The sequence below is a fragment of the Sorangium sp. So ce117 genome (assembly GCF_051524395.1).
GTDB classification, from domain to species: Bacteria; Myxococcota_A; Polyangia; order Polyangiales; family Polyangiaceae; genus Sorangium; species Sorangium cellulosum_B.
The window spans coordinates 5,117,310-5,139,489 of record NZ_CP150309.1 but is presented as its reverse complement, the minus strand read 5'-3'; the positions used below and the strand labels follow the sequence as shown (position 1 = coordinate 5,139,489).

Genomic DNA, 22,180 nt, shown 5'->3' with positions numbered 1-22,180 from the left:
CGCACGCCACGCCCCACACCACCGGCCCCACGCCGGCGCCGCCCTGTCGGTGACATCGTGGCATGACCTCTGCCCCGCGCGCTGGATCGGGAATGGCGTCGCCGTCTGCCGCTCGAATCCATTGGACTCTGCCGGTCGCAACACGGCGTCCATGCTCGCCTCGCGCGTCGTTCTGCTCGTCAGCGGCGCACGAGCGCCTCGCTCCCCGCCAGCGTGCCGCCCAGGGTCCCCCATCGCCCCGCGAGCTGCCGGCCCGCGATCGCATAGCTGACCACGCCGACCTGCTGGCTCGGCGACCAGCCCACGACGAGCTGATCGCCCGAGCGGATGCCCACCCCCTTCAGCGCGCCGGTGCTCAGCGCCCACGTGACGGCGTACGTCTCGCCCGTGGGCACGATGACGACCGTGCCCTTGCGAGCGCCGTCGACGATCCGGTAGCTGCCGACCAGCCCTTCAGGGCCCTCCAGCTCTTCGGAGATCACCTGGCCGGGCCGGTCCGTGGCGATCCACTGCCCGTGGAGGCGGCCGCCGTCGATGCGGTACGCGGCCGCGCCGTAGGGCCCGCCGCTCGCCCATCCCACGGCGAGCGTCTGCCCCTGCACGAACGCAATCCCCTCGTAGCCCGCGCCCTTCGTGATGATCCAGGCGATGCGGTACGTGTCGCCGCTCCGGGAGAGCAGGACGTTGCCCGAGTAGCTGCCCTGCCCGCCCGGGTTGCGCGACGAGACGATGTCGTAGGTGCCGGCCAGATCGACGTCGCTGCTCGCCGCGACGCTCGATGGCCTGGCCGGCGGCGTCGGCGCCCCGCCCGTGGCTGTGGCCGCATCGGCCCCGCTGTACAGCGGCGCCGGCGGCGCGCTGTCGGCGGCGCGGTCCGCCGCGCGGAGCCGCTGGAAGGCCATGAAGCCGCCGACCATGAGCGCGGCGACGGCGACCAGCCCGCCGCCTGCGATCGCGAGCAGAAGGCCCCAGGGGGCCCTGCGCGGGGGCAACGCAGGCACCGGGACGAGCGTGCCGCCGGTCATGCCGCCGACGTCGGTGCGGTAGACCCCCGGCTGGGTCGGCGCGGTGGTCGGCCCGGAAGGGCCGGAATACACCGGTGGTGTGGGCATGGAGGGCATGGAGGGCATGGAGGGCATGGAGGGCACGGCCGGCATCGGCGCGGACCTGTGGGCGGCCGCGGCGAGCACGGGATCGAGCGCCGCCATGGCCTGCGCCGCGTCGGCGAAGCGAGCGCGGACGTCGCGGGCAAGGCACCGGGCGAACCAGGCGTCGAAGCCGGGGGGGATCAGGTGCGCGCACCCGAGCTGCGCGGCGCGGGCGGACGGAGGATCCAGCGGGCCGAAGAGCACCTCGCGCATGAGCGACATGACCGAGGCGCTCGGCCCGCGGCTCGGCTCGACCCAGTAAAGGCGCGCGGTGAGCAGGTAGAACGCGAGCAGCCCGAGCGCCCAGACGTCCGACGCCGGGACGACCTGCGCGGCGAGCTCGGTCTGCTCGGGCGCCATCCAGAGCGGCGTCCCGACCGACGCGGTGATCGACGTCGTCGCCCGCGCCTCGGCCACGATCTTCGCGACGCCGAAGTCGAGCACCTTCACCTTGAAGCGGACGTTCTGCTGCCGCGGCCGCGCGATGAAGATGTTCTCGGGCTTGAGATCGCGGTGGACGACGCCCGCGCGGTGCGCCGCGCCGAGCGCGTGGCACAGCTGCCCCATCAGCTCGCGCACCTCGTCGGACGGCAGCGCGCCGCGCTGCGCCATCACGGCCGAAAGGTCGGCCCCGTCGAGCAGCTCCATGGCCAGCCAGGGCGTCTGCGTCGCAGGATCGACCCCCGCGGCGACGACCTCGACGACGTGATCGCTCTCGATCCGCGCCCCTACCCTCGCCTCCTGCTCGAAGCGCTCGCGGAAGCGCGGGTCCTGCGCGAGCTGCGCGTGCATCAGCTTCACCGCGCGCGGCTTGCCCGTCGAGAGCTGCTCGGCGACGAACACGGCGCCCATGCCCCCCTGGCTCAGGGGGCGGACGACGCGGAAATCGCCCCCGAGGACGGCGCCGGGGGCGAGCGGTGCGGCTGTCGTGGGGTCGGCCATGGCGAACGGGAACCCTCCAGGCGACGTCGGGGGACGCGCGACGCGCTCCGGCAGCGTACCCAAAGACGCGCGATCCAGGGGCTCCGCAGAGCGCCGGCGCGGCAGCACGCGCCGGGCCTCCCCCCGGGCGCGGGGCGGGCGGCGCTCAGCCCCCGCCGCCCTCGATCCGCACCAGGATCTGGTTCGTCGCGCTGAGACGGACGGGATAGGTCTTGAGCCCCTCCCCGCCGCTCAGGGCCTCTCCGGTCTCCAGGTTGAACTTCTGGGCGTGCAGCGGGCAGATGAGCGTGCAGCCGCCGAGCAGCCCGTCGACAAGCGGGCCGCCCCGGTGAGGGCAGCTCGCCTGCGTGGCGAACACGCGGCCTTCCCGCGTGACGAACACCGCGATGCGCTCCGATCCGACCTCGAACGCGCGCCCCTCGCCCGGCGGGATCGCCGAGAGGGGGCCCAGGGTGATCTCCATCTCTCGCCCCCTCATTGCACGATCGGCAGGACCGATCGGAACTGGTTCGCCGTCTTCGGGGAGTTCGCCTCTCGCCACGGATCGCGGTACGCCTCGATCGTCTTTCGCATCTCCTCGTCGAGGCGCGCCGCGATGTCCTCGCTGTCGTCCACGACCACCGCCCGGATCTTCTGGATACCGATGCGCTCCACGAATCCGTACGTCCGCTCCAGGTACCTGGCGTTCTCGCGGTAATACTGGATGAATCGCCCCATGAGCTCGAGCGCGTCCTCGTGCGTCTCGACAACGCAGAGCACGTCGCCCTTGCGCACGTGGGCGCCGGCCGCGCCGCCCACGTAGATCTCCCACTTGCCGCCCTCCACCGCGACGGCGCCGACGTCCTTCACCATCGCCTCCGAGCAATTGCGCGGACAGCCGGCGGTCGCGAGCTTCAGCTTGGCCGGCGTGTCCATGCCCTGGAAGCGCTCCTCGATCTTCAGCGCGAGCGCGATGCTGTCGCCGAGCCCATACCGGCAGAAGTCGCTCCCCACACAGCTCTTGCACGTGCGGTACGATTTGCCGTAAGCGAACCCAGAAGGCATGTCGAGGTCGCGCCACACCGCCGGCAGGTCCTCCTTCTTCACGCCGAGCAGGTCGATGCGCTGGCCGCCCGTCAGCTTCACGAGCGGCACACGGTACTTGTCGACGACGTCCGCGATCTTCCGGAGCTGCGCGGCCGACGTGATGCCGCCGGCGATCTGCGGGATCACGCTGAAGGTGCCGTCCTTCTGGATGTTGGCGTGCACGCGGTCGTTGATGAAGCGGGCGTCGCGCTCGTCCTCGTAGTCATGGTGCCATAACGTGCGGAGCAGCGACGCGAGCCCCGGCTTGCTCCCCGGGTCCTCGTTCCCGCCGGCGAGCTCGCGGAAGACGGCGGACACCGACCTGAGCCCGCGCTCGCGGATCGCCTGGACGAGCTCGGGCTTGCTCAGCGGGACGCCAGGCACGTAGTAGCTGGCCGCGGGATCCTGCTCCGCCGCGCCCCCGCACGCCCACGCCACGACCTCCGAGACGAGCTGCTTGCAGGCGCCGCAGCCCATGCCCGCGCGCGTCGCGTCCATGATGGTCCGGAGGGTCCGCTTGCCGGCGCGCACACACGCGACGAGGCCCTCCTTGGTGACGCCGTTGCAGTTGCAGACCTGCATCCCTTGCGGCATCTCCTCGATCGTCGCCTGCGGCGAGGGCGCCCCGATGTCGAACAGCAGCGACAGCCGCTCTTCCGGGAGCGGTGTGCTCTTGTCGAACGCCTGCATCAGGTACGCGGCCTTGCTGACGTCGCCAAGGAGGATGCCGCCGAGCAGCCTGCCGTCGCGGATGATGAGCTTCTTGTACGTGCCCTTCTTCGGCTCGAGGAACTGCACGATCTCGTCCCGATCGTCGGCGGGCTCGGTGATGCCCATCGAGGCGAGCTGGATGCCCATGACCTTCAGCTTCGTGGAGACCTTCGAGCCGGCGTACGAGGCCTTGTCGTTGCGCTTCGTGATGTGGTCGGCCAGCACCTTGCCCTGCTCCCAGAGCGGCGCCACGAGCCCGTAGACCTGCCCCCGGTGCTGCGCGCACTCGCCGACGGCGTAGATCCTCGGGTCGTCGGGCGAGCGCAGGTGGTTGTCCACAACGATCCCGCGCTCGACGGTCAGGCCGGCGCGCAGGGCGATCTCCACGTTCGGCCGGATGCCCGCGGAGATCACCACGAGATCGCAGGCGAGCGCCTCGTCGTCGGCGAAGCGGAGCCCCGTCACGCGGTCCTCTCCGAGCACCTCCTTCGTGCTCTTGTTGAGGTGCACCGTCACGCCGAGCTGCTCGAGCGTGGTCTTCAGCATGCCGCCCGCCGTGACGTCGAGCTGCTGCCCCATCAGGTGGCCGCTGATGTGGACAACGTGGACGTCGAGCCCGAAGTTCTGCAGCCCGCGCGCGGCCTCGAGCCCGAGGAGCCCGCCGCCGATGACCGCGGCGCTCCGCTTGCCCCGCGCGTACTGGGCGATCTTGTGGCAATCGTCCAGGCTGCGGAACACGAACACTCCGGGCTTCTCCCTGCCGCCCTCCAGTCGAACTCCCTGGATCGGCGGGATGTACGGTGAGCTGCCCGTCGCGATGATCAGGTTGTCATAGGGCGCCACGACCCCGTGATCCCCGGTCACCTGGCGCGAGTGCCGGTGGATGGCCCGCGCGCGCACGCCCGCGTGGAGCTGGATGCCGTTCTCCCGGTACCAGGCCAGGGGGTTCAGGAAGATCTCGCTCGGGTCCTGGGAGCCGTTGAGCACCTCCGAGAGCAGGATGCGGTTGTAATTGCCATACGGCTCGTCGCCGAAGATGGTGATCTCGAACTGGTCGGCGCCGCCCCGCGCGAGGATCTCCTCGACGGTGCGGACGCCGGCCATCCCGTTGCCGATCAACACGAGCTTTCGCTTCTTCTGCATGGCTCAGATCTCCGCCAGGCCGATGTCGATCGTCGCGAGCCCGCGCGCGCCTTCGGGCGCGCCCACGCACAGCTCGATCACGCTCTCCGGGTGGATGTCCTCCACGATCACGAGGGGCACGTGGATCGCCGCCTTGGCGCCGATCGGGAAATAGCGCATCGGGTGGCCGTCGCGCTTGAGGAGCAGGTAGATGAGCTCGGACGTGGAGTTGCCCGCGCGCAGGTAGATGAGCTGAGCGCGCTTGTCCCGCGGGACGGTGTACCCGACCGCCGGACGAAGGGGCACCGGCTGCTCCAGGCCCTGCCCCTCGAACGAGTAGACACCCTGTATGAACCTCGGTGTTTCCAATGTGGCCTCCCGGGCGGATCCATCGGACCCTCGGATGGGCGTGCGCGCCGTACGCCGCCCGGCGCGCGCCGCGCGGCGCTCTGGCACCGCACCACGGTCATACAGCGAGGACAGTTTCGAGGGTTCGTTGCCCGGGGGCGCGATCCCGTGTAGGTCGAGTTTCCAAGGTGTTTCGAACGTCACTGTCCTCTTCGCCCCGCCCGGCCGCCGCCGCGGAGCTCGTCGTCGTCGGGGCCGGCTCGGCGGGCGCCGTGATCGCCGCGCGTGTCACCGAGCGCGCGGATCGCGAGGTGCTGCTGCTCGAGGCTGGCCCGGATTACCCGGACCCGGAAGGCCTGCCCGTGGATCTCCGGGACGGCACCCGCAACTCGTGGCTCGCGCACGACTGGGGTTATCGCCACCGGCCGACGCCCGGGCAGATCATGTTCCTCTTCCCGCGCGGCAAGGTGGTCGGCGGCTCGTCGGCCGTGAACACGTGCATCGCGGTCCGCGGCCAGCCTTACGACTACGACGAGTGGGCGGCGCTCGGCCTGCCCGAGTGGGGCTTCGACGCCTGCCTGCCCTATTTCAAGCGCCTCGAGGACGATCTCGACTTCGGCGAGCCCTGGCACGGCAAGGGCGGCCCGGTGCCGATCCGCCGCGCCCGGCGCGAGGAGCTCGTGCCGTGGCAGGCGGCGTTCGTCGACGGGTGCAGGGCGCTCGGCCACCCCGAGTGCGCGGACACCAACGATCCGCGCGCGCCCGGCGGCGTCGGGCCGCACGCGATGAACAAGATCGACGGACAGCGCATGAGCGCGGCGCGCTGCTACCTGACCGCCGAGGTGCGCCGGCGCGAGAACCTGCGGCTCCGGCCGCGCACGACGGTGCGGCGGGTGCTCGTGCGGAACCGCCGGGTCGAGGGGGTCGAGGTCGAGACGGACGGGCGCGTCGAGGTCGTCGCGACGCGGAAGGTGGTGCTGAGCGCCGGTGCGATCGCGACGCCGGGGATCCTCCTGCGCAGCGGGATCGGGCCACGGGCCGAGCTCGCGCGCCTCGGGGTCGCGCTCGTGTCCGACGTGCCCGCCGTGGGGGCGCGGCTGCTCGATCATCCGGGCGCCGTCATCGGCCTGTGGCCGCGCCGCCGCGGCCTGATCGACGTCCTGCGCCAGCCGCTCGTCCAGACGATGCTCCGCTATACGTCGCGCGGGAGCCCGTACCCGAACGACGTGATGCTCCAGCCGGGCTCGTTCTTCCCGCTGCACCCGCGCCTCACGGTGCCGGCGTTCGCGCTCGCGTGCTGCATCGGCAAGCCGCGCGGCGTCGGCCGCATCGAGCACGTGAGCGCCGACCCGCACGCGCGGCCCCGCATCGTCTCGAACATGCTCGTCGACCGGGACGACCTGTCGCGCGCTGTCGACGCGCTCACGCTCGCGTACGAGATCGCCCGCACCGCGCCGATGCGCGAGCTCGGCTGGTTCGTCTGGCCCACCGAGCGCACGCTGATGCGGCGGGAGGCGCTGGAGCGGTGGATCACCCGGAGCTGCGGCTCGGGCTACCACCCGTGCGGGACGGCCCCGATGGGGCCCGAGGGGGACGTCTCGGCGGCGGTCGACGGGCGCGGGCGGGTCCGCGGCGTCGAGGGCCTGGTCGTCGCGGACGCGAGCATCATGCCGACCATCCCGAGCGTGAACACGAACCTGACAGCGCTGATGATCGGCGAGCGGTTCGGCGAGTGGCTCCGCGACGGCGCGGTGTAGCCGCCGCCCGGGGGCGAGAGACCCGCTGACAGCGTTCGGCGCGCGCTCGAGGGTCGACCGGCGCTAAGGTCGCGCTCATGACGTCCACCGTGACCCGCAACACGGGCTCCACCATCAAGTACGCCGTCATCACGGCGGTGCTCGCCGGCCTCTCGTTCCTCTGTTTCCGCGCGATGATCGGCCGCTCCGGCCTGTTGTGGGTGCTCTGTCTCGCCGGCGGCCTCGGGTTCGCGGTGTTCGCGCTCGGGTCGCTCCTGGTCGCCAAGGACCTGGCCGGCAGCGCGACGTGCCCGCGCTGCCGGGCGACGCTCGAGGAGATCGAGCTCAACCATACCGACGACCCGGCGTTCTGCGACAAGTGCCAGGCCGCGTACCTCGTCGACAAGCGTGTCCTCACCGTGCTCGCCGACGACTACGTCCACCCGACGCCGGGCTTTCCGGCGCCGGTGACGAGCGAGACGATCAGCTGGCCGGCAGGCTGCTGCGTGTGCGCGAGGCCGGCGACCCGCGGCGTCGAGGCGAAGGCGCACGACGGCGAGACCGGGACCAACGCGGCCGTCGCCGCGGCCGGGCTCGCGCTCGGGAGCATCGCGGTGCGCACCGGCGGCGGCACGACCTACACGCTGCGCATCCCGCACTGCGCCGAGCACGACGACGGCGCGAAGATCGAGATCGAGAGCAACAACAAGCCGCCGCTGAAGATCCGCTTTCGCTCGTACGCCTACCAGCGCCGCTTCCTCGAGCTGAACCCGAAGCCGGCGAAGGCCGCGTAGATCCGCCTCAGCGCTTCGCTGTCGCGCCCGTCGCTTCCGGGCGCGCTCGGCCACGCCGGCACGCCGGCCTCACGAGGCCAGCGGCGGCCGTGCGAGAATGTGCGGCGTGCCCATGTCGCCGCAGAAGCCGCGCAAGGATCCGCGCCAGGAGCGCTCGCGCAGCACGGTCGACGCCATCCTCGAGGCCGCCGGCCAGCTGATCGAGCGCGAGGAGGAGGCGAAGCAGAGCCGTGTTTCGACCACGCACATCGCCGAGCGCGCCGGCGTCAGCGTGGGCTCGCTGTATCAGTACTTCCCCAACCGCGAGGCGCTGGTCGCGGCGCTCTTGCGCCGCTTCGTGCAAAAGCGCTTCGTCGAGATCCGCCGGGTGCTCGACGAGGTCGAGCCGCTCCCGCTGGAGGCGGCGTTGCACCGGCTGGCCGGCCGGCTGATCGAGCTCGAGCTGGCCCACGCGCGCGTGATGAAGGCGCTCATGAAGTGGTTCGTGCGGGTGGGCGACTTCGATCTGATCGCCGAGGCCGATCGCGAGGCCGAGGCCGCGCTGGCCGAGCTCCTGGCGCGCATCCGGCCCAAGACCCGCGCGGTGGATCCGCAGCTCGGCGGCTTCTTCCTGTTCCACGCAATGCGAAACACCCTGGGCATGGCGGCCTTCCGCGAGGGCGACATGCTGCGCGCGCCGGCCGCGCAGGCCGAGCTCACCCGGCTTTTGTACGGCTATTTGCGGCCCGACTGACGGCCGCTGGCACGCGCGGGCGCGGCGCCGGGAATGCGAATGGGCGGCGCCGGTCGCGCTGCCTAGATCGAGGCGCATGCGTTCCTTCGAATGGGTCACGCGCGCCGAGCCGCACCGCGCGCGCCGGCGCCGTATCCTGCGCGAGCACCCCGAGATCCGCGCGCTGTTCGGCTACGACCGGCGCACCATCGCGGTCACGCTGGCGGTGGTGCTCGCGCAGTTCGCCGTCGCCTGGTCGCTCGGCGCGCTCGCCGCGCGCTGGTGGGTGGTCACGCTCGCGGCGGCGACGTTCGGCGCGGTGCTCTCGCACTGGTGCGCGATGGCCATCCACGAGGCGGCGCACGATCTGGCCGCGCGCCGCGCGCGCTCGAACAAGCTGCTGGCGCTGATCGCCAACCTGCCGATGGTGCTGCCGGCGGCGATGAGCTTCCGCCGCTACCACCTCGCGCACCACGCGCTGCTCGGCGTGGCCGGCGAGGACACCGATCTGCCGCGTTCGATCGAGGTGCGGCTGATCGGCGCCGGCCGCGTGCGCAAGCTCCTGTGGTTGTTCTTCTACTTCGCGGCCTACCTGGGCCGCGCCGCGCGCTTCGCCAAGCTGCCGAACCGCGACGAGTGGATCAACCTGGCCATCCAGCTGCCCGCCGCGTGGCTCTCGTGGCGCCTTCTCGGCGCGCCCGGCTTCACCTACTTGCTGCTGTCGACCTTGATCGGCCACAGCCTGCACCCGGTGGCCGCCCACTTCGTGCACGAGCACTACGTGTACGCGCCCGGGCAGGAGACCTACAGCTACTACGGGCCGCTCAACCACGTGACGTTCAACGTGGGTTACCACGTCGAGCACCACGACTTCATGAACGTGCCCGGCTGGCGCCTGCCCGCGCTGCACCGCATCGCCAGGCGCCACTACGACACGCTGGTCTCGCACCGATCGTGGACCTGGGTGCTGTGGCACTTCATAACAAACCCAGCCCTCGGCCCTCACGCCCGCATCGTGCGCTCCCGCGCCGTCCATGAGGGCGCCGTGAGGCGGTGACCTGGTGGGGCGGAGTACGGTCTCTGGTATCGTGCCCGGATGGACGAGGACGAACAGCTTCGCGAGTCCGAGAACCTCGATCAGATCGTCAGCGCGGCGGCGGCCGACGCGGCGGTGCACGTGACCGACGGAGAGAGCGTCGCCGACGTGCGCGATTACGGCTGGGTCCTCGACGCGCTCTCGGGCGGCGTGATGTGCGCCCTTCCAGGAGCGTCAAGGTATATTCCCATCGAGGCTTTCAGGTGATGTCCGCCGAGATGGTAGAAGGGGCGATCTTTGCCGGGCGTTACCGGCTGATCCGCCGCCTCGCTGCAGGCGCCATGGGCGCGGTGTATGAGGCTCGTCACCTCGGGACTGACCGCCGGTTGGCGCTCAAGGTGATGCTCTCCCATATCATCGAGCGCCCCGAGCTCCGGCAGCGGTTCGAGCTCGAGGCGCGGGTCACCGCGGGCATCGAGAGCCCGTTCATCGTCGAGGTCGTCGACGCTGGGGTCGACGAAGCGACCGGGGTGCCATTTCTCGTCATGGAGCTGCTCCGCGGTGAGGAGCTCGGGCGATGTCTCCGGCGCGTGGGGCGATTCTCGTTCGAGGAGACGCTCGCGTGCCTTCATCAGACGGCGCTCGCGCTGGACAGGACGCATGCGGCGGGGATCGTCCATCGCGACCTCAAGCCGGCCAACCTTTTCCTGAGCCTGCGCGAGGGTGGCGAGCGGCGCATCAAGGTCCTCGACTTCGGCGTGGCGAAGATCGTCGCCGAGGGCACCGCCCGCGGAGGCGCGACCCAGACCGTGGGGACGCCGCTGTACATGGCGCCCGAGCAGTTTCGCGGCCATCGCGTCTCGGCGGCGACGGACGTCTATGCGCTCGGGATGATCGCCTATACTTTCCTCGTCGGCGAGGCGTACTGGGCCGACGAGAGGACCGAAGAAGACAACCTCGTCACCTTCGCGCTCAGCGCGGCCTACGGCCCGGTGGAGCCGGCGATAGCGCGCGCGTCGAGGAAGGGCATCCTTCTGCCCGCCGGCTTCGACGTCTGGTTTGCGAAGGTGACCGCCGTCGACCCGGACCAGCGTTTCGCCACGGCAACCGCGGCGGTGTGCGCGCTCGGTGACGCGCTCGGGCTCGCCGACATCACGGCGCTCGCCCTGCCCGAGCCGGCCCTTGGCCGCGGGCCATTGACGGCGGTGGCGATGGCCGCTGCCACAGCGGACGACGGGCTCGAGGATGGCGGGACACGACCAGGCCCGGACGAGAGCGCGTTGGGAAAGACGGAGCCGGCATCCGAGCAGGGGTCGACGAACAGGGATTCGGCGTCGGAGCCTGGATTTCGCGGGCCCACGAGAGAGGGACGAAGTGCGATCCCCACCGAACGGGCCCCCCCGACGCCCACGCCGCTCGCTCCCGGGCGCCCGCGCGTGTGGGGCGTCCGGGCCATCACCGGCGGCTTGATCCTGGCGGTCTTGGGTGCATGGGTCGTCGACCGCGATGCGCCGTCTGCGCCCCTGCTCCTGCCCGCTCCCCCCTTGCAATCGACGTCATCGGTGCTGGCGTGCCCGCCCTTCGACGCGTCGGGCATCGACGAGCCCTCTGGCTGGATGGGCGCCGCGGCGGCCTCCCTCTTCTGCGACCGAGCAAGCGTCCTCCTCGGCGGCTCCGCCACACGGACGCTCGCCCCTGCTGAGCTCCTCGCGCTCCCGGCGCAGCCTGTGGATCGGTTCCCCGAGGATCCCTACGCCACGCCCGATGCCCGCGCGAAGGGGATCGAAGCTGCCCGTCGCCGGGCGGCGGCCTATGCCGATGGTCAGGTCGTCCGGGAGAGCTCCGGCTTCCGAATCACGGTCACCCTCCGCCGGCCCGACGGGGCGGACATCGATCACGCCGCAGGCACCGGGCGTTCCCTCTACGAGGCTGCGCGGGACGCGATGAACCCCCTCGCCGAGCGGGGCTCGCTCCCCGTCGCGACCGCGCTCGACGCCACGATGGCGGATTTTTCGCGCGCACGAGATGTTGGCAGCGCCCTCGCGCTCTTCGATCTTGCTGCCGCCATGAGCAACAACGCGGGGGGGCTTCCGGACGAATGCTCCCGCGTCGCGGCGAGGAGCGCCGACCTCGCGGAGCTGGGGCCCGCCGAGGCCCGCCATTGCGCCTACACGCTCGGCCTCCCGCTGCCAGAGGTGCGTCTGTCCCCCCGCGGCGACGTTGCGTCACCGGGCGAGCTCGCCGCGCGCGCCCGTGTCGAGCACGTGGCTCGACGCGTGGACGATCCGGCCTCGATCGCCGAGCTGGATCGGCTCTTCGCGCGCGAGGTGACGTCCCGCGGGCGCTCGACGCTCGCGACGACCCTCTCGTGCCTCCTCCAGTCGGGCGACCCGAGGCGGGCCGCGGAGATGTCGCTGCTAGCGGTCACCGCGGAGCCGAGGAATCCGATCGGCGAGGGCTGCGCGCCCTGGCTCCAGCTCCTGGCCGTGACGTACGGCACCACAAGCGCCGAGGCGTCGCTGCGAGCGATGCAGGCATGGGTGCCCTGGAACAGCTACGGGTGGCTGTATCAGGCCAAGCGCCTGGGAGACACGCACAACGCCCTCACGTATGCCCGGCGCGCGTACGTGCTCTCGCCGCTGGACACGTCCGTCGCAGGCATGCTCGCTGACACGCTCCTCACCTCCGGCGCGCGCGAGGAAGCGCGGGGCATCGCGCTCGCGCTGGCGACCGGTGGTGCCCCCGTCCATCGCGTGGCGAGCGATCTTCTCCTCGTGCGCATCGAAGCGAGCGAGGCACGATTTGGCGCGGCCATCGCGCGGGCAAAGCGGGCCATGGTCGTCTCCGCGGACGACGCTGGCTGGCAGCGCGTACAGCGGTTCGAGATCGCCTGGCGCGCCCTGCAGATCGCGCTCGTCCTCGGCCGCGCGCAGGAGCTCGCCGATCTCGTCGTGGAGCGCTTCCTCGATCCCGAGCCGCCGCCGCTCGACGGCGCGCACCTGGACGTCCCGCTCCGGCTCCCCGCCGTCTGCGCGCACGCCTCACCTGCCGTCTCCCGGCGCTGCTTCACCCGGTTCCGGGAGCTCCGGCAGCGCCTGTCGTATAGCGCCCTCCCGGACGCGGACGCCTTCACGGACGGGGCCGAGCGCTATGCAAAGGGAGACTTCGCGGGCGCGGCGCGCGCTTTCCGGCCCCTGCTCCGGACGCCGGGTCCGTTCGTCGAGGTCCTCGCCGAGCCGATGGTCGAGACGTTCGAGCAGGTGGGGGCGAGCGAGCTCGTCGCGAGGCTGGAGGCGGCCATGGCGGATCGTTCCGGTGAGCTGAACGGGGCGAGCCTCTCGCTGGTGCGCGCCGCGCGTCGGGCCGCGAAGCGCGGGGAGAGCGATCGGGCCCGGGCGCTTGCCAATAGAGTGCTGGAGGCGTGGTCGGTGGCGGATGAGACGGTCCCCGCGGTGGCGGAGGCGCGCATGCTCGTTCAAGAGGGGCGGCGCGCGGCGCGGTGAGCGGGGTTCTGGGGGAGCGGCTCAGTTGCAGATCTTGCCGCACACGGTCTGGACTTCGTCGACGCAGAGGTTGTCCCAGGCAACGTCGCAGCAGAAGGAGTCTACTGCACAGATGCTCGTCACGCAGCCCGGGGCGGCGAGGGGCGGGACGTCGCAGCCCGAGGTGAGAGGAGCGCCTTCGGTACAGAGCTTGTGAGCACACGCGCCGGCGACACATCGCAGGTCGTTCGCCACGCTCTGGACCTCGTTGACGCAGAGGTCGTCCCAGGCGGTGTTGCAGCAGAAGGGGTCTACTGCACAGATGCTCGTCACGATCGGACCGCATTCATTGGTGAGCGGGGTGCCCGTGGTGCAGACGGGGTGGCTGCAAGCGCTGCACGCCGCGTTGTTCGCGGCAGTCGCTCTGGTCGTACGCGGCCGGAAATCGCCCAACGTGCGATCCTCGTGGGACAGGTCGCTGTCCGGCGCCACGTCGTCCGACGTCCCGTCGAGCGTCGGGTCGGATTCCAGGGCCGTCGAGCCGCTGGAGAGATCGCGGGGATCGTTGAGGAAAACGGTGAACCCGGGCCAGGGCCATGCATCCTCCGGATCCTGCGAACCGAGGTTCTCGCAGTTGGAGTAGGCGTCTCCTGGACGGCTCCTGTGCCCGCAGACGTCTTGACAGGCCGGGGGTGCGACGGAAAGGCAGCTGTTCGCATCCGGATCTGCGCAGAGCCGATCGGCAAGGTACGATACGCCTTGTTCCCAGAGCTCACTATAGCACGCAAATCGATCGACTCCGTCATCCTTCGTTGGGAAGACGTTGCCATAGAATGCGCCTTCGGGATAGGTGAACACCTCTCGCTCAGCAGCGGGATAGACAGCGCCGCAAATGGGCTGCACGGTGGGATTCTTTGGAATGTTCCCCTCGCGGGCGGCCGGCGCCACCATGACGCTGAAGTAAGCATGTGTAGGTTCGCCGAGCGGTGCGGCGGCCACGTCATCGGGGCATGTGAACGTGATGGGATCATTCATGGCATTCACATCGAACTCCTGCACGAAGCCTGCATATGGCGCACGGCTGGTGGAGCTCGAGATCTGCAGGTCGTATCCACACCCGTGAATGCCTTTGCACACGCGCACCCTGGCCGCTCCGTTGCGCTGCAAGGTCACGGAGTGGTTCCGCTGGCAGATTCCGACGAAATCCGCTTTCCAACCGCAGTTGCCCGTGGGGTCCGCGTCATTCGGATCGCAGGGAGTGAAGCCCTCGATCGTTCTCCCATCACGGAGCGTGGTCTGGGCCCGGACCTTGGGCGCAGGCAGGTGCGCGGGGAAGCGCATCGAGATGGGGACATGCCTGCCGAGCGCGTTCATCCGCGCAAGCAGGCAGGCAGAGACGACGCCGCGACACGCGTAGGTAGCGCTCGTCTCCCCCCAATTGCCAAACGGCGACTCCGCTCCACAGAGGCCGAACTCGCCATTCCAAGTGAATTTGACGCCACCGATCGTGACCACCACTTTCTGATTCGGATCAAGCGCGCACGAGACGATCTCCTCCATGAGGTACCTGGCGCCCGCGGGCCCTTCGCGCGTGAACAGGCTGGGGATGTCCACGGGAGTATTGTCCGGCAAGTTCACCGTCGTCGACAGGGTGTGGGCGAACCCCGAACGATTGAGCGGATGCTGCCAGACATTCCACAAGAGGTCAAAGTTCGAATCGACCGCGAGCGGGTCGAGCCCATTCTGCGGCATCTCGAACCGAGGCCCTTGTAGAGCCTGCTGCGCCGAGCCCGTGACCTCTTCGAGCATGTCTTCGGGCTGCGTGCCTTCTGAACCGCACCCCGTGGCAAGGGCGGCGGGCACGAGGGCGAGCGAGGCGACGAGGTGGCGAAGTTTCATCCCCGGAGCCCTATACAAGACGTGTGCCCGCCTGCTCGCGCCTCTCGCTGCGCTCTCGATCCGCGGGACGAGCGTTGCGGTGTTGCACCCCTGTTGCACCGTCGGGGCATTGCTAGCGGCGCCTTGAAGACGAGAGGGCACCGCACCAGCCCAGCGCGCCATGGCCGGCGTGCTGAAGGACCGAGGTTTCAGGCCTGTTGCCCCTCGAGGACGCGGCATGCGATGCTTCACGCGAGCAGCCGCGATGATCGACGGCCAGGACCGCACGCTCTCCTCCACCGAGGAGCCCAAGGAGATCGGCGACGCCCACCACCGCCCCCACCTGTTCCTCGTCCTCGAGGCGCACCGCCCCCTCGCCCTGCCCGTGCGCGTCTCGCTTGCGAAGCTCGATGGGCTCGACATCGGCCGCGGAGCCACCCGACAACTCGAGGCGACGACCGGTCCGGGGGCCCGCCTCACGATTCGTACCGATGATCGCCGCATGTCGGCGCCCCACGCGCGCCTCGGCAAGCTGCTCCAGCGCTGGGTCATCGACGACGTCGGCCCCGACAACCAGGGGTCCAAGAACGGTACGTTCGTCAACGGCATCCGGACGACACGGGACGAACTCGAGGACGGCGACCTGATCGAGCTCGGACAAACTTTTTTCCTCTACCGGGAAGCCCTTCCTTGCGACCCCAACGAGCCGCCCGTGCTCGACCTGGCCGCCTTGCGCCCGGTGGTCCCGGGCTTCGGGACCGTGCTCCCCCAGCTCCACCGCGTGTTCGATAAGCTCGTCCCCATAGCGCGCTCGACCGTCTCGGTGATCCTCGAAGGCGAGACCGGCACCGGCAAGGAGGTCATGGCGCGCGCCCTCCACGCGCTCTCCGGGCGCCCCGGCGATTTCGTCGCCGTCAATTGCGGAGCGCTCCCGAAGGACCTCGTGGAGGCCGAGCTCTTCGGCCACAAGAAGGGGTCTTTTTCGGGGGCCACGGAGGATCGCCTCGGCCTCGTCCGCAGCGCCGATCGGGGCACGCTGTTCCTCGACGAAATCGGCGACCTGCCGGCGCCGGCACAGGCTGCCTTGCTGCGAACCCTGCAGGAGCGCGAGGTCCGTCCGATCGGCGGCACGCGCTCGATCGCGGTCGATCTCCGGGTGATCGCCGCGACCCACCGATCCCTCGAACGGATGGTCGCTGCGGGCTCATTTCGCGCCGATCTCTGGAACCGCCTGGCCGGCCAAAAGGTCGAGCTTCCCCCGCTGCGCGCGCGCCGCGAGGATCTCGGCCTGCTCGCTGGCGCGATCCTCGCGCGCCTCCCGCCGGAGCAGGCGGCGCGCATCCGGATCCACCCGCGCGCGGCGAGGGCGATGCTCCGCCATGATTGGCCGGGAAATGTGCGGGAGCTGGAGAAGTGCCTCGGGACGGCGGTCGTGCTCGCAGGAGAGGAAAAGCAGTTGGAGCTCGAGCACCTCCCCGCGGCCGTGCAGCGCGCGCTCGAAGCGCTGCCGGCCGAGGATGCCGCGCGGCGGGACGAGCTCGTCGCGCTCCTCGGCGAACACGGAGGCAATATCACCGCGGTCGCGAAGGCGATGGGCAAGGCACGGATGCAAGTGCAGCGCTGGCTGAAGCGGTACGCCATCGACGCGGAGCGATTCCGCCGATAGCGGCAGCCCTGCAGCGCCACGCGCAGCGCAACAGCGCAACAGCGCAACAACCAAGGTTTCGAACAAGGGGATCGCGAACCTGAGCAGCGCTCCTTTCGGCCCCCGCTCCTAAGCGTGCCAGCGGTCCCGCGCGCCGCTCTGAAGGGGCCAGCCTCTATACAGCGAGGCCTCGGCCTCGAGGCCATGGCCTACGGGCAGCGGCAAAGATTGTCCGTTTTCATAACAATTACGCGAATTTGCGAGTCGATTTTGACCGGCACCGGCCTCCGAGCGGCGCTCGGAGCATTCCCGGACTGTGCCCTTGGCCCGGCGCGTGCTGGCGTGCTGAAGAGTCCGACGAGCCGGCCGTCGCGAGATTGCGACGGACTCAGCGACCACCAAAGGAGATTCGCCATGAACCGTTTCGTGAAAAGCACCGTCGTTGTCGCATCCGCCCTCGCCCTCGGCGCCATCACGCTGCCCGCCGCGGCCCGCAGCGCCGTCGGTTTCCTCGGGCGCCCCACGAACGCCGCCGACGCGGGGTGCTTCAGTGAGAGCACCGGCAGCTTGATCAACAACTGCAGCGCCGCGAAGCTCATCGTCCTCCCGGTGACCATGGATCCAGGGCCGTTCAACAACTACTTGAACGCGACCGTCACCGCGTACGCGGCCAACACGACCGGACTGGTGCAGTGCGCGTCGATCGGGGTGGACAGGGCGACGGGGGCCTACTGGGGAAACCAGTACAAGAACCTGCCCGCGTTCGGCTCGCGGCAGGACATCGTGATCCCCGGCGCGTTCTTCCAGCCCGACGGCGCGGCCTACGTCGCCTGCTGGGTCGGCCCCGGCGGGCAGGTGAACCAGGTCCGCTACTGAGATCGACGGCGTGTGCCGCGGGAGCGGGGGGCTCCCGCGGCTTTGCTCGGGCCGGCTGGCCGCGCAATGGAGGGAGTCATGGGCATGAAGCGGATAGGGCAGGTTCTCACCGCGCTCGCGGTGATCGGCGCCGTGACGATGTTCGTCCTCGAGTGGCGGCGCCAAAAGGCCCAGGAGGCGGAGCTCGCGCGCATGCGCGCCGAGATGGGCGAGCTCTCGCGCGACCTGGAGGAGGCGCGCGGCGGTACCGCAAGCGCCGAGTCGGTGCGGCGGCTGGAGCGCCGTCTGGAGGCCGCCGCCCGGCCGAACGCCGCGCTGCGGCCTGCGTCCGGGGAGGAGGCCGATGCGTCGGGGCAGCCCGACGACGAGCAGGGCGAGAGCCCCGCGCCGGCCGGGCCGCGCCCGGTCGATATGGCCGAGGTGAGCGAGCGGATCCAGGACGTATTCGCGCAGCAGACGACCGACACGCAGTGGACCGCGAGCGCGAGCGAGGCGGCGCGCGAGAAGCTGAGATCGGCCCTCCCCGAGCGCTCGTCGCTGCGGACAGTGGAGTGCCGCAGCTCGATGTGCCGCTTCGAGACGGAGCACGACGACATGGCGCAGATGCAGCAGTTCATGCAGGAGGCGTTCATGGATCCGCAGAAGCGGCCCTGGAACGGCGGGTTCTTCGCGATGCCCGTGAGCGATCCGAACACCGGCAAGGTGGTGGTCGTGTCCTACCTCGCGCGCGAGGGCGAGGAGCTGCCGATGCCGCTGTGATCTGAAGACCAGCGCCAGGTCAGCCGCTCGGCATCTGGCCCGCGCGCGGCCCGGGAGGGCATCGCGATCTTCGAGGACTTCTTCCCCAAGGGGCGCCAGACCGTCGACGAGGGGTGAGCTGAGCAAGCGAGGCTGCGCGCCCCGGCGGGACGAGCTCAGGACGGGCTGGACGAGGGGCAGGAGGCGCCGCCCGCGGGAGCGCTCAAGGCGCCGTCGCGCAGCCGCGTCCGCGGAAGACGACAAGACCGTCGAGCTGGACGCCCACGACGTCAGGGCACCCGTTGCAGTCAAAATCGGTGATACCGACGCCGAAACCGTCGATGTCCTCGAAGGTGCCGGGGAATGGAGCCGCCTCGGCTTCGAACGTGCCCTCCTGGGTCTGGAGGAACTACCACATCTCGGCGGTGCTTCGGCTGACCGCGACGAGATCGCTCCGCCCATCGAGGTTCAGATCGGCGATCTGCAGGCCTGCGGAGACGAAAGACTGGTGGTCATCGAGGGTGAGCAGCGGCTGAGGCGCAGGACGCTCCTCCTCGACGAGACCGGCGACATGCCGATGGATGTCCAGGCCATGCTGCTCCGGGCGCTCGAGACAGGCGCGATCCTGCCGCTCGACGACACTGAGCAGCGCGCGGTGGATGTCCGGGTCATTGCCGCGACGGACGTCGATCTGGAACAAGCCGTGGCGCAAGACAGGTTTCGCGCGCCGCTGCTCCACCGGCTGCGTGACGCTGCCCTGGCTGGATGCACGTCCCCTGCCCGCCCACGGCGGGCGAGCTGCTCAGCGATCCGGTCGGTCGAGCCCATCCAGCGCGCGCACTGCGCGTCGCTCGGGGGCCTGGATGCCTCGCGGCCCGTGCGGATCCAGAGCATGCGCGACGGGCGAGCGCCTCGAAGGCGCAGCGTGATGCGCTCTTGCGGGAGCAGAACCACACGATTCGCGAGGTCCGGCGCAGTGGGCGGGCCTGTTGCCGCGGGTCGCAACATGCCATATAAAGGCCCGCTCGCAGGGGACGCCAATGTCAAAGAAAATCATCTTCTCTGGAATTCAGCCTTCAGGACGTCTCATGCTCGGCAACTACCTTGGTGCCCTGAAGAACTGGGTGAAGCTTCAAGACGAGTACGACTGCCTGTACTGCCTGGTCGACATGCACGCGATCACCGTGCCTCAAGACCCCAAGGAGCTGCGCAACCGCACGTATGAAGGCTTGGCGATGTACCTCGCGGCCGGGCTCGATGAGGGCAAGAACATCATCTTCGTCCAGTCGCACGTGCCGGCGCATGCGGAGCTAGGCTGGCTCCTGACCTGCAACGCGTACATGGGCGAGCTCTCGCGCATGACGCAGTTCAAGGACAAGACCGCCAAGCAGCAGAACATCGGCATGGGGCTCTTCTCGTATCCCGTGCTCATGGCCGCCGACATCCTGCTCTACCAGACCGATCTTGTGCCCGTGGGCCAGGACCAGAAGCAGCACCTCGAGCTCACGCGCGACATCGCGATGCGCGTGAACAACGCCTATGGCGACGCCGAGGCCGCCAAGGACGGGACGGTCACGGTCAGGAACCCCATCTTCCGCGTGCCCGAGCCTTACATTCCTCCAGTCGGCGCCAAGATCATGAGCTTGCAAAATCCGGCCGCCAAGATGTCGAAGTCGGATGCCGACCTCAACGCGACCGTCTTTCTGGATGAGAGCGACGACGCGATCCGCAAGAAGATCAAGCGCGCCGTGACCGATTCGGGGAGCGAGATCGTCTTTGCTCCCGAGCGCGAAGACAAGGCTGGCGTGACGAACCTGGTCTCGATCCAGGCCGCCGTCACCGGCAAGGACCCGAGCGCGATCGTCGAGAGCTACACGGGCAAGCAGTACGGCCATCTCAAGGTGGAGACCGCCGAGATCGTCGTCGAGCTCCTGCGTCCGCTGCGCGAGGGGTATCAAGCCAGGCTGCAGGACAAGGGCGAGCTCGACCGCATCCTGGCGCGAGGCGCGGAGCGCGCGGCTGAGCGCGCCGAGCCCACGCTCAGGCGGATGTACGAGGCCGTAGGATTCCTCACGCGAGGCTCCATCCGCTGAGCCGCTCGCCCGCTCCCGGCGGGACGAACTCAGGGCGGGCTGGACGAGGGGCAGGAGGCGCCGCCCGCGGGAGCGCTCAAGGCGCCGTCGCGCAGCCGCGACCGCGGAAGACGACAAGACCGTCGAGCTGGACGCCCACGACGTCAGGGCACCCGTTGCAGTCAAAATCGGTGATGCCGATGCCGAAACCGTCGATGTTCTCGAAGGTGCCGGGGAATGGAGCCGCCTCGGCTTCGAACGTGCCCTCCTGGGTCTGGAGGAACGACCACATCTCGGCGGTGTTTCGGCTGACCGCCACGAGATCGCTCCGCCCATCGAGGTTCAGATCGGTGATCTGCAGTCCTCCTGAGACGAAATACTGGTGATCATCGATGGTGAGCAGCGGCTGCGGCGCGGTCAGGTGGCCGAGCTCGTCTTGCAGCAGGATCCAGACCCGCATCGGCCCGTCGGAGTATTCGTGCGTGACGGCGGCGACGTCCTGGCGTCCGTCGTTATTCACGTCGCCCACCGCGACCGAGACGAACGAGACGCCTGAGCTCGGCGGCGTTGTCTCGAAGAAGACCTGCTGCCCGGTCGTGTCGAACCCGCGCTCGACGTCGTGCGGAAAGACGGCGATGCCCGCGCCCACGCCGGTCATCGCGATCACCGCGTCGGGGCGGCCGTCCCCGGTCAGATCGCCGGTGACGATGCCGGACATGAACACGCCGGCCGGCAGCTCGTGGGTCAGCTCGAATCCGCCGCCGCCGTCGCCCCGGTAGACGAGGATCTTGCTGTGATAACCGAGCCCGACGATGTCGAGGACGCCATCCCCGTCATGGTCCACGGCGGTCGGGGAGAACGTGGTTGGCGCGGTGATCATCGTCGGGGGCTCGAAGGCGCCGCCGCCCTGGTTGCGGAGGAAGGCGAGCCCTTCCTGCTGCGCGACGACGACATCGAGCGCGCCGTCGTGGTCCGCGTCGAGCAGCAGCGTGTCCTCGACCGAGTTGGCCGGCGTGGAAGAGGTGTAGATGACTTCGCCGTTTAGCTCCCGTACCCGCGGATGCATCTGCAAGTACAGCGCTCTGCGATCCGTGCTCACGAAGTCGAAGCGCCTGTCCCCGTCGATGTCGCCCAGCGACAGCTGACCCATGTACACGCCCGAGGACTCCGCGGGATAGAGGAGGCCGGGCTTCAGGTAGTAGCCGCTTCCGTCGCTCGGCTCGTCGCCCGGGAACGGGCCCGTGCATCGATCGCCCGCGCCGCCGCCGTTCGACACATCGGCGCCGCCGCCGTTCGACACATCGACGACGCGCTCGGCCGTCCCGCGCCAGGCAACGGGCCTGTCCGGCGAGCCGACGTCAGCCGCCTCTTCGTCCCGCGGCGAATCGACCGAGTCGTCGTGGGGAGATGGTTCGGGAAGGACGACCGAGCTCTCGCACCCCGAGCTGAAGCCAACAAGCAAACAACAAGCTACCACCATGCGTCCGCTGCTGCGTCGCGCAAACCTCATAGGTTACCTCCGCAAGACAAGTGAAACCCACGAACCTGAACGTCTCCGGGACATGCCCATCCCCACGCCCTCGGCGGCCCGGCGACTACGATGCGCTGAACGAGCTACGCATTCATTGGAGCAGGAAAATCGCAGCGCGTCATCAGGCACGCGGCCGCGCGTTCTTGCCCGCCGCATCGCGTCGCCGAGCCGGTCACGACGGTCCTCCCTGCCGGCAACGCACCGTGGTGTAATTTTCTACCGCGGCACGCGTCCAGCTCCGTGAGCCCCCGGAGCACCTCTTCCGCGAAGGCGCAACCGAGGACAGACACCTTGCTTTTTAGCGTCTTTGCGCTCTTGGCGCCTAGATCGAGGGACGCACGGCG

Annotated in this window: 16 protein-coding genes and 1 pseudogene; 11 read left to right on the top strand and 6 right to left on the bottom strand. The window is 69.9% G+C overall.

Annotation, left to right across the window (positions count from 1 at the left end):
- Nucleotides 1-179: 179 nt before the first annotated feature.
- The 4 genes from WMF46_RS19140 to WMF46_RS19125 all read right to left on the bottom strand — a co-directional run bounded on the left by WMF46_RS19140 (nucleotide 180) and on the right by WMF46_RS19125 (nucleotide 5,357).
- Nucleotides 180-2,090: a serine/threonine-protein kinase gene (locus WMF46_RS19140; protein ID WP_437986922.1), complete on the bottom strand. Its 1,911-nt coding sequence runs from the start codon at nucleotides 2,088-2,090 to the stop codon at nucleotides 180-182.
- A 145-nt stretch (nucleotides 2,091-2,235) separates the two neighbouring features.
- The gene (locus WMF46_RS19135; RefSeq protein ID WP_437553717.1) at nucleotides 2,236-2,553 is read right to left on the bottom strand and encodes a Rieske (2Fe-2S) protein; all 318 of its coding nucleotides are present in this window, start codon (nucleotides 2,551-2,553) and stop codon (nucleotides 2,236-2,238) included.
- Between the two features lie 11 nt (nucleotides 2,554-2,564).
- Complete coding sequence (gene nirB / locus WMF46_RS19130) at nucleotides 2,565-5,009, bottom strand: nitrite reductase large subunit NirB (RefSeq protein WP_437986921.1); 2,445 nt, start codon at nucleotides 5,007-5,009, stop codon at nucleotides 2,565-2,567.
- A gap of 3 nt (nucleotides 5,010-5,012) precedes the next feature.
- Nucleotides 5,013-5,357 (bottom strand): hypothetical protein, encoded by a 345-nt coding sequence (locus WMF46_RS19125; protein WP_012236117.1) that lies wholly within the window; start codon nucleotides 5,355-5,357, stop codon nucleotides 5,013-5,015.
- A 167-nt stretch (nucleotides 5,358-5,524) separates the two neighbouring features.
- Between WMF46_RS19125 and WMF46_RS19120 the strand changes: the two genes are divergently transcribed.
- The 6 genes from WMF46_RS19120 to WMF46_RS19095 all read left to right on the top strand — a co-directional run bounded on the left by WMF46_RS19120 (nucleotide 5,525) and on the right by WMF46_RS19095 (nucleotide 13,117).
- Nucleotides 5,525-7,093 (top strand): GMC family oxidoreductase, encoded by a 1,569-nt coding sequence (locus tag WMF46_RS19120; protein ID WP_437986920.1) that lies wholly within the window; start codon nucleotides 5,525-5,527, stop codon nucleotides 7,091-7,093.
- A 77-nt stretch (nucleotides 7,094-7,170) separates the two neighbouring features.
- Nucleotides 7,171-7,866 (top strand): hypothetical protein, encoded by a 696-nt coding sequence (locus WMF46_RS19115; RefSeq protein ID WP_437986919.1) that lies wholly within the window; start codon nucleotides 7,171-7,173, stop codon nucleotides 7,864-7,866.
- Between the two features lie 112 nt (nucleotides 7,867-7,978).
- Nucleotides 7,979-8,599, top strand: a complete 621-nt coding sequence (locus WMF46_RS19110; RefSeq protein ID WP_437986918.1) for a TetR/AcrR family transcriptional regulator — start codon at nucleotides 7,979-7,981, stop codon at nucleotides 8,597-8,599.
- A 76-nt stretch (nucleotides 8,600-8,675) separates the two neighbouring features.
- Nucleotides 8,676-9,635, top strand: a complete 960-nt coding sequence (locus WMF46_RS19105) for a fatty acid desaturase (RefSeq protein ID WP_437986917.1) — start codon at nucleotides 8,676-8,678, stop codon at nucleotides 9,633-9,635.
- A gap of 39 nt (nucleotides 9,636-9,674) precedes the next feature.
- Nucleotides 9,675-9,881, top strand: coding sequence for a hypothetical protein (locus WMF46_RS19100; protein ID WP_437986916.1), 207 nt, complete (start codon nucleotides 9,675-9,677; stop codon nucleotides 9,879-9,881).
- On the top strand, nucleotides 9,881-13,117 hold the full coding sequence (locus WMF46_RS19095) for a protein kinase domain-containing protein (RefSeq protein ID WP_437986915.1): 3,237 nt from the start codon (nucleotides 9,881-9,883) through the stop codon (nucleotides 13,115-13,117). Before WMF46_RS19100 ends, WMF46_RS19095 begins: the two co-directional genes overlap by 1 nt.
- A gap of 21 nt (nucleotides 13,118-13,138) precedes the next feature.
- Here the strand turns inward: WMF46_RS19095 and WMF46_RS19090 are convergent, their stop codons facing one another.
- Nucleotides 13,139-14,995, bottom strand: a complete 1,857-nt coding sequence (locus WMF46_RS19090; protein ID WP_437986914.1) for a hypothetical protein — start codon at nucleotides 14,993-14,995, stop codon at nucleotides 13,139-13,141.
- 244 nt (nucleotides 14,996-15,239) lie between these two features.
- Here WMF46_RS19090 and WMF46_RS19085 point away from each other — a divergent pair, with 244 nt between their 5' ends.
- From WMF46_RS19085 to trpS, 5 genes and pseudogenes are all read left to right on the top strand, one after another.
- Entirely contained in the window at nucleotides 15,240-16,640 is a 1,401-nt protein-coding gene (locus WMF46_RS19085) for a sigma 54-interacting transcriptional regulator (protein WP_437986913.1), read from the top strand.
- A 393-nt stretch (nucleotides 16,641-17,033) separates the two neighbouring features.
- The gene (locus WMF46_RS19080; protein ID WP_437978529.1) at nucleotides 17,034-17,495 is read left to right on the top strand and encodes a hypothetical protein; all 462 of its coding nucleotides are present in this window, start codon (nucleotides 17,034-17,036) and stop codon (nucleotides 17,493-17,495) included.
- A gap of 78 nt (nucleotides 17,496-17,573) precedes the next feature.
- The gene (locus WMF46_RS19075; RefSeq protein WP_437986912.1) at nucleotides 17,574-18,254 is read left to right on the top strand and encodes a hypothetical protein; all 681 of its coding nucleotides are present in this window, start codon (nucleotides 17,574-17,576) and stop codon (nucleotides 18,252-18,254) included.
- A gap of 550 nt (nucleotides 18,255-18,804) precedes the next feature.
- Nucleotides 18,805-18,930: pseudogene (locus WMF46_RS19070) on the top strand (sigma 54-interacting transcriptional regulator); the annotation flags it as partial.
- 343 nt (nucleotides 18,931-19,273) lie between these two features.
- On the top strand, nucleotides 19,274-20,326 hold the full coding sequence (trpS, locus tag WMF46_RS19065; RefSeq protein WP_437986911.1) for a tryptophan--tRNA ligase: 1,053 nt from the start codon (nucleotides 19,274-19,276) through the stop codon (nucleotides 20,324-20,326).
- A 76-nt stretch (nucleotides 20,327-20,402) separates the two neighbouring features.
- Here the strand turns inward: trpS and WMF46_RS19060 are convergent, their stop codons facing one another.
- Entirely contained in the window at nucleotides 20,403-21,767 is a 1,365-nt protein-coding gene (locus tag WMF46_RS19060) for an FG-GAP repeat domain-containing protein (RefSeq protein WP_437986910.1), read from the bottom strand.
- Nucleotides 21,768-22,180: the final 413 nt, after the last annotated feature.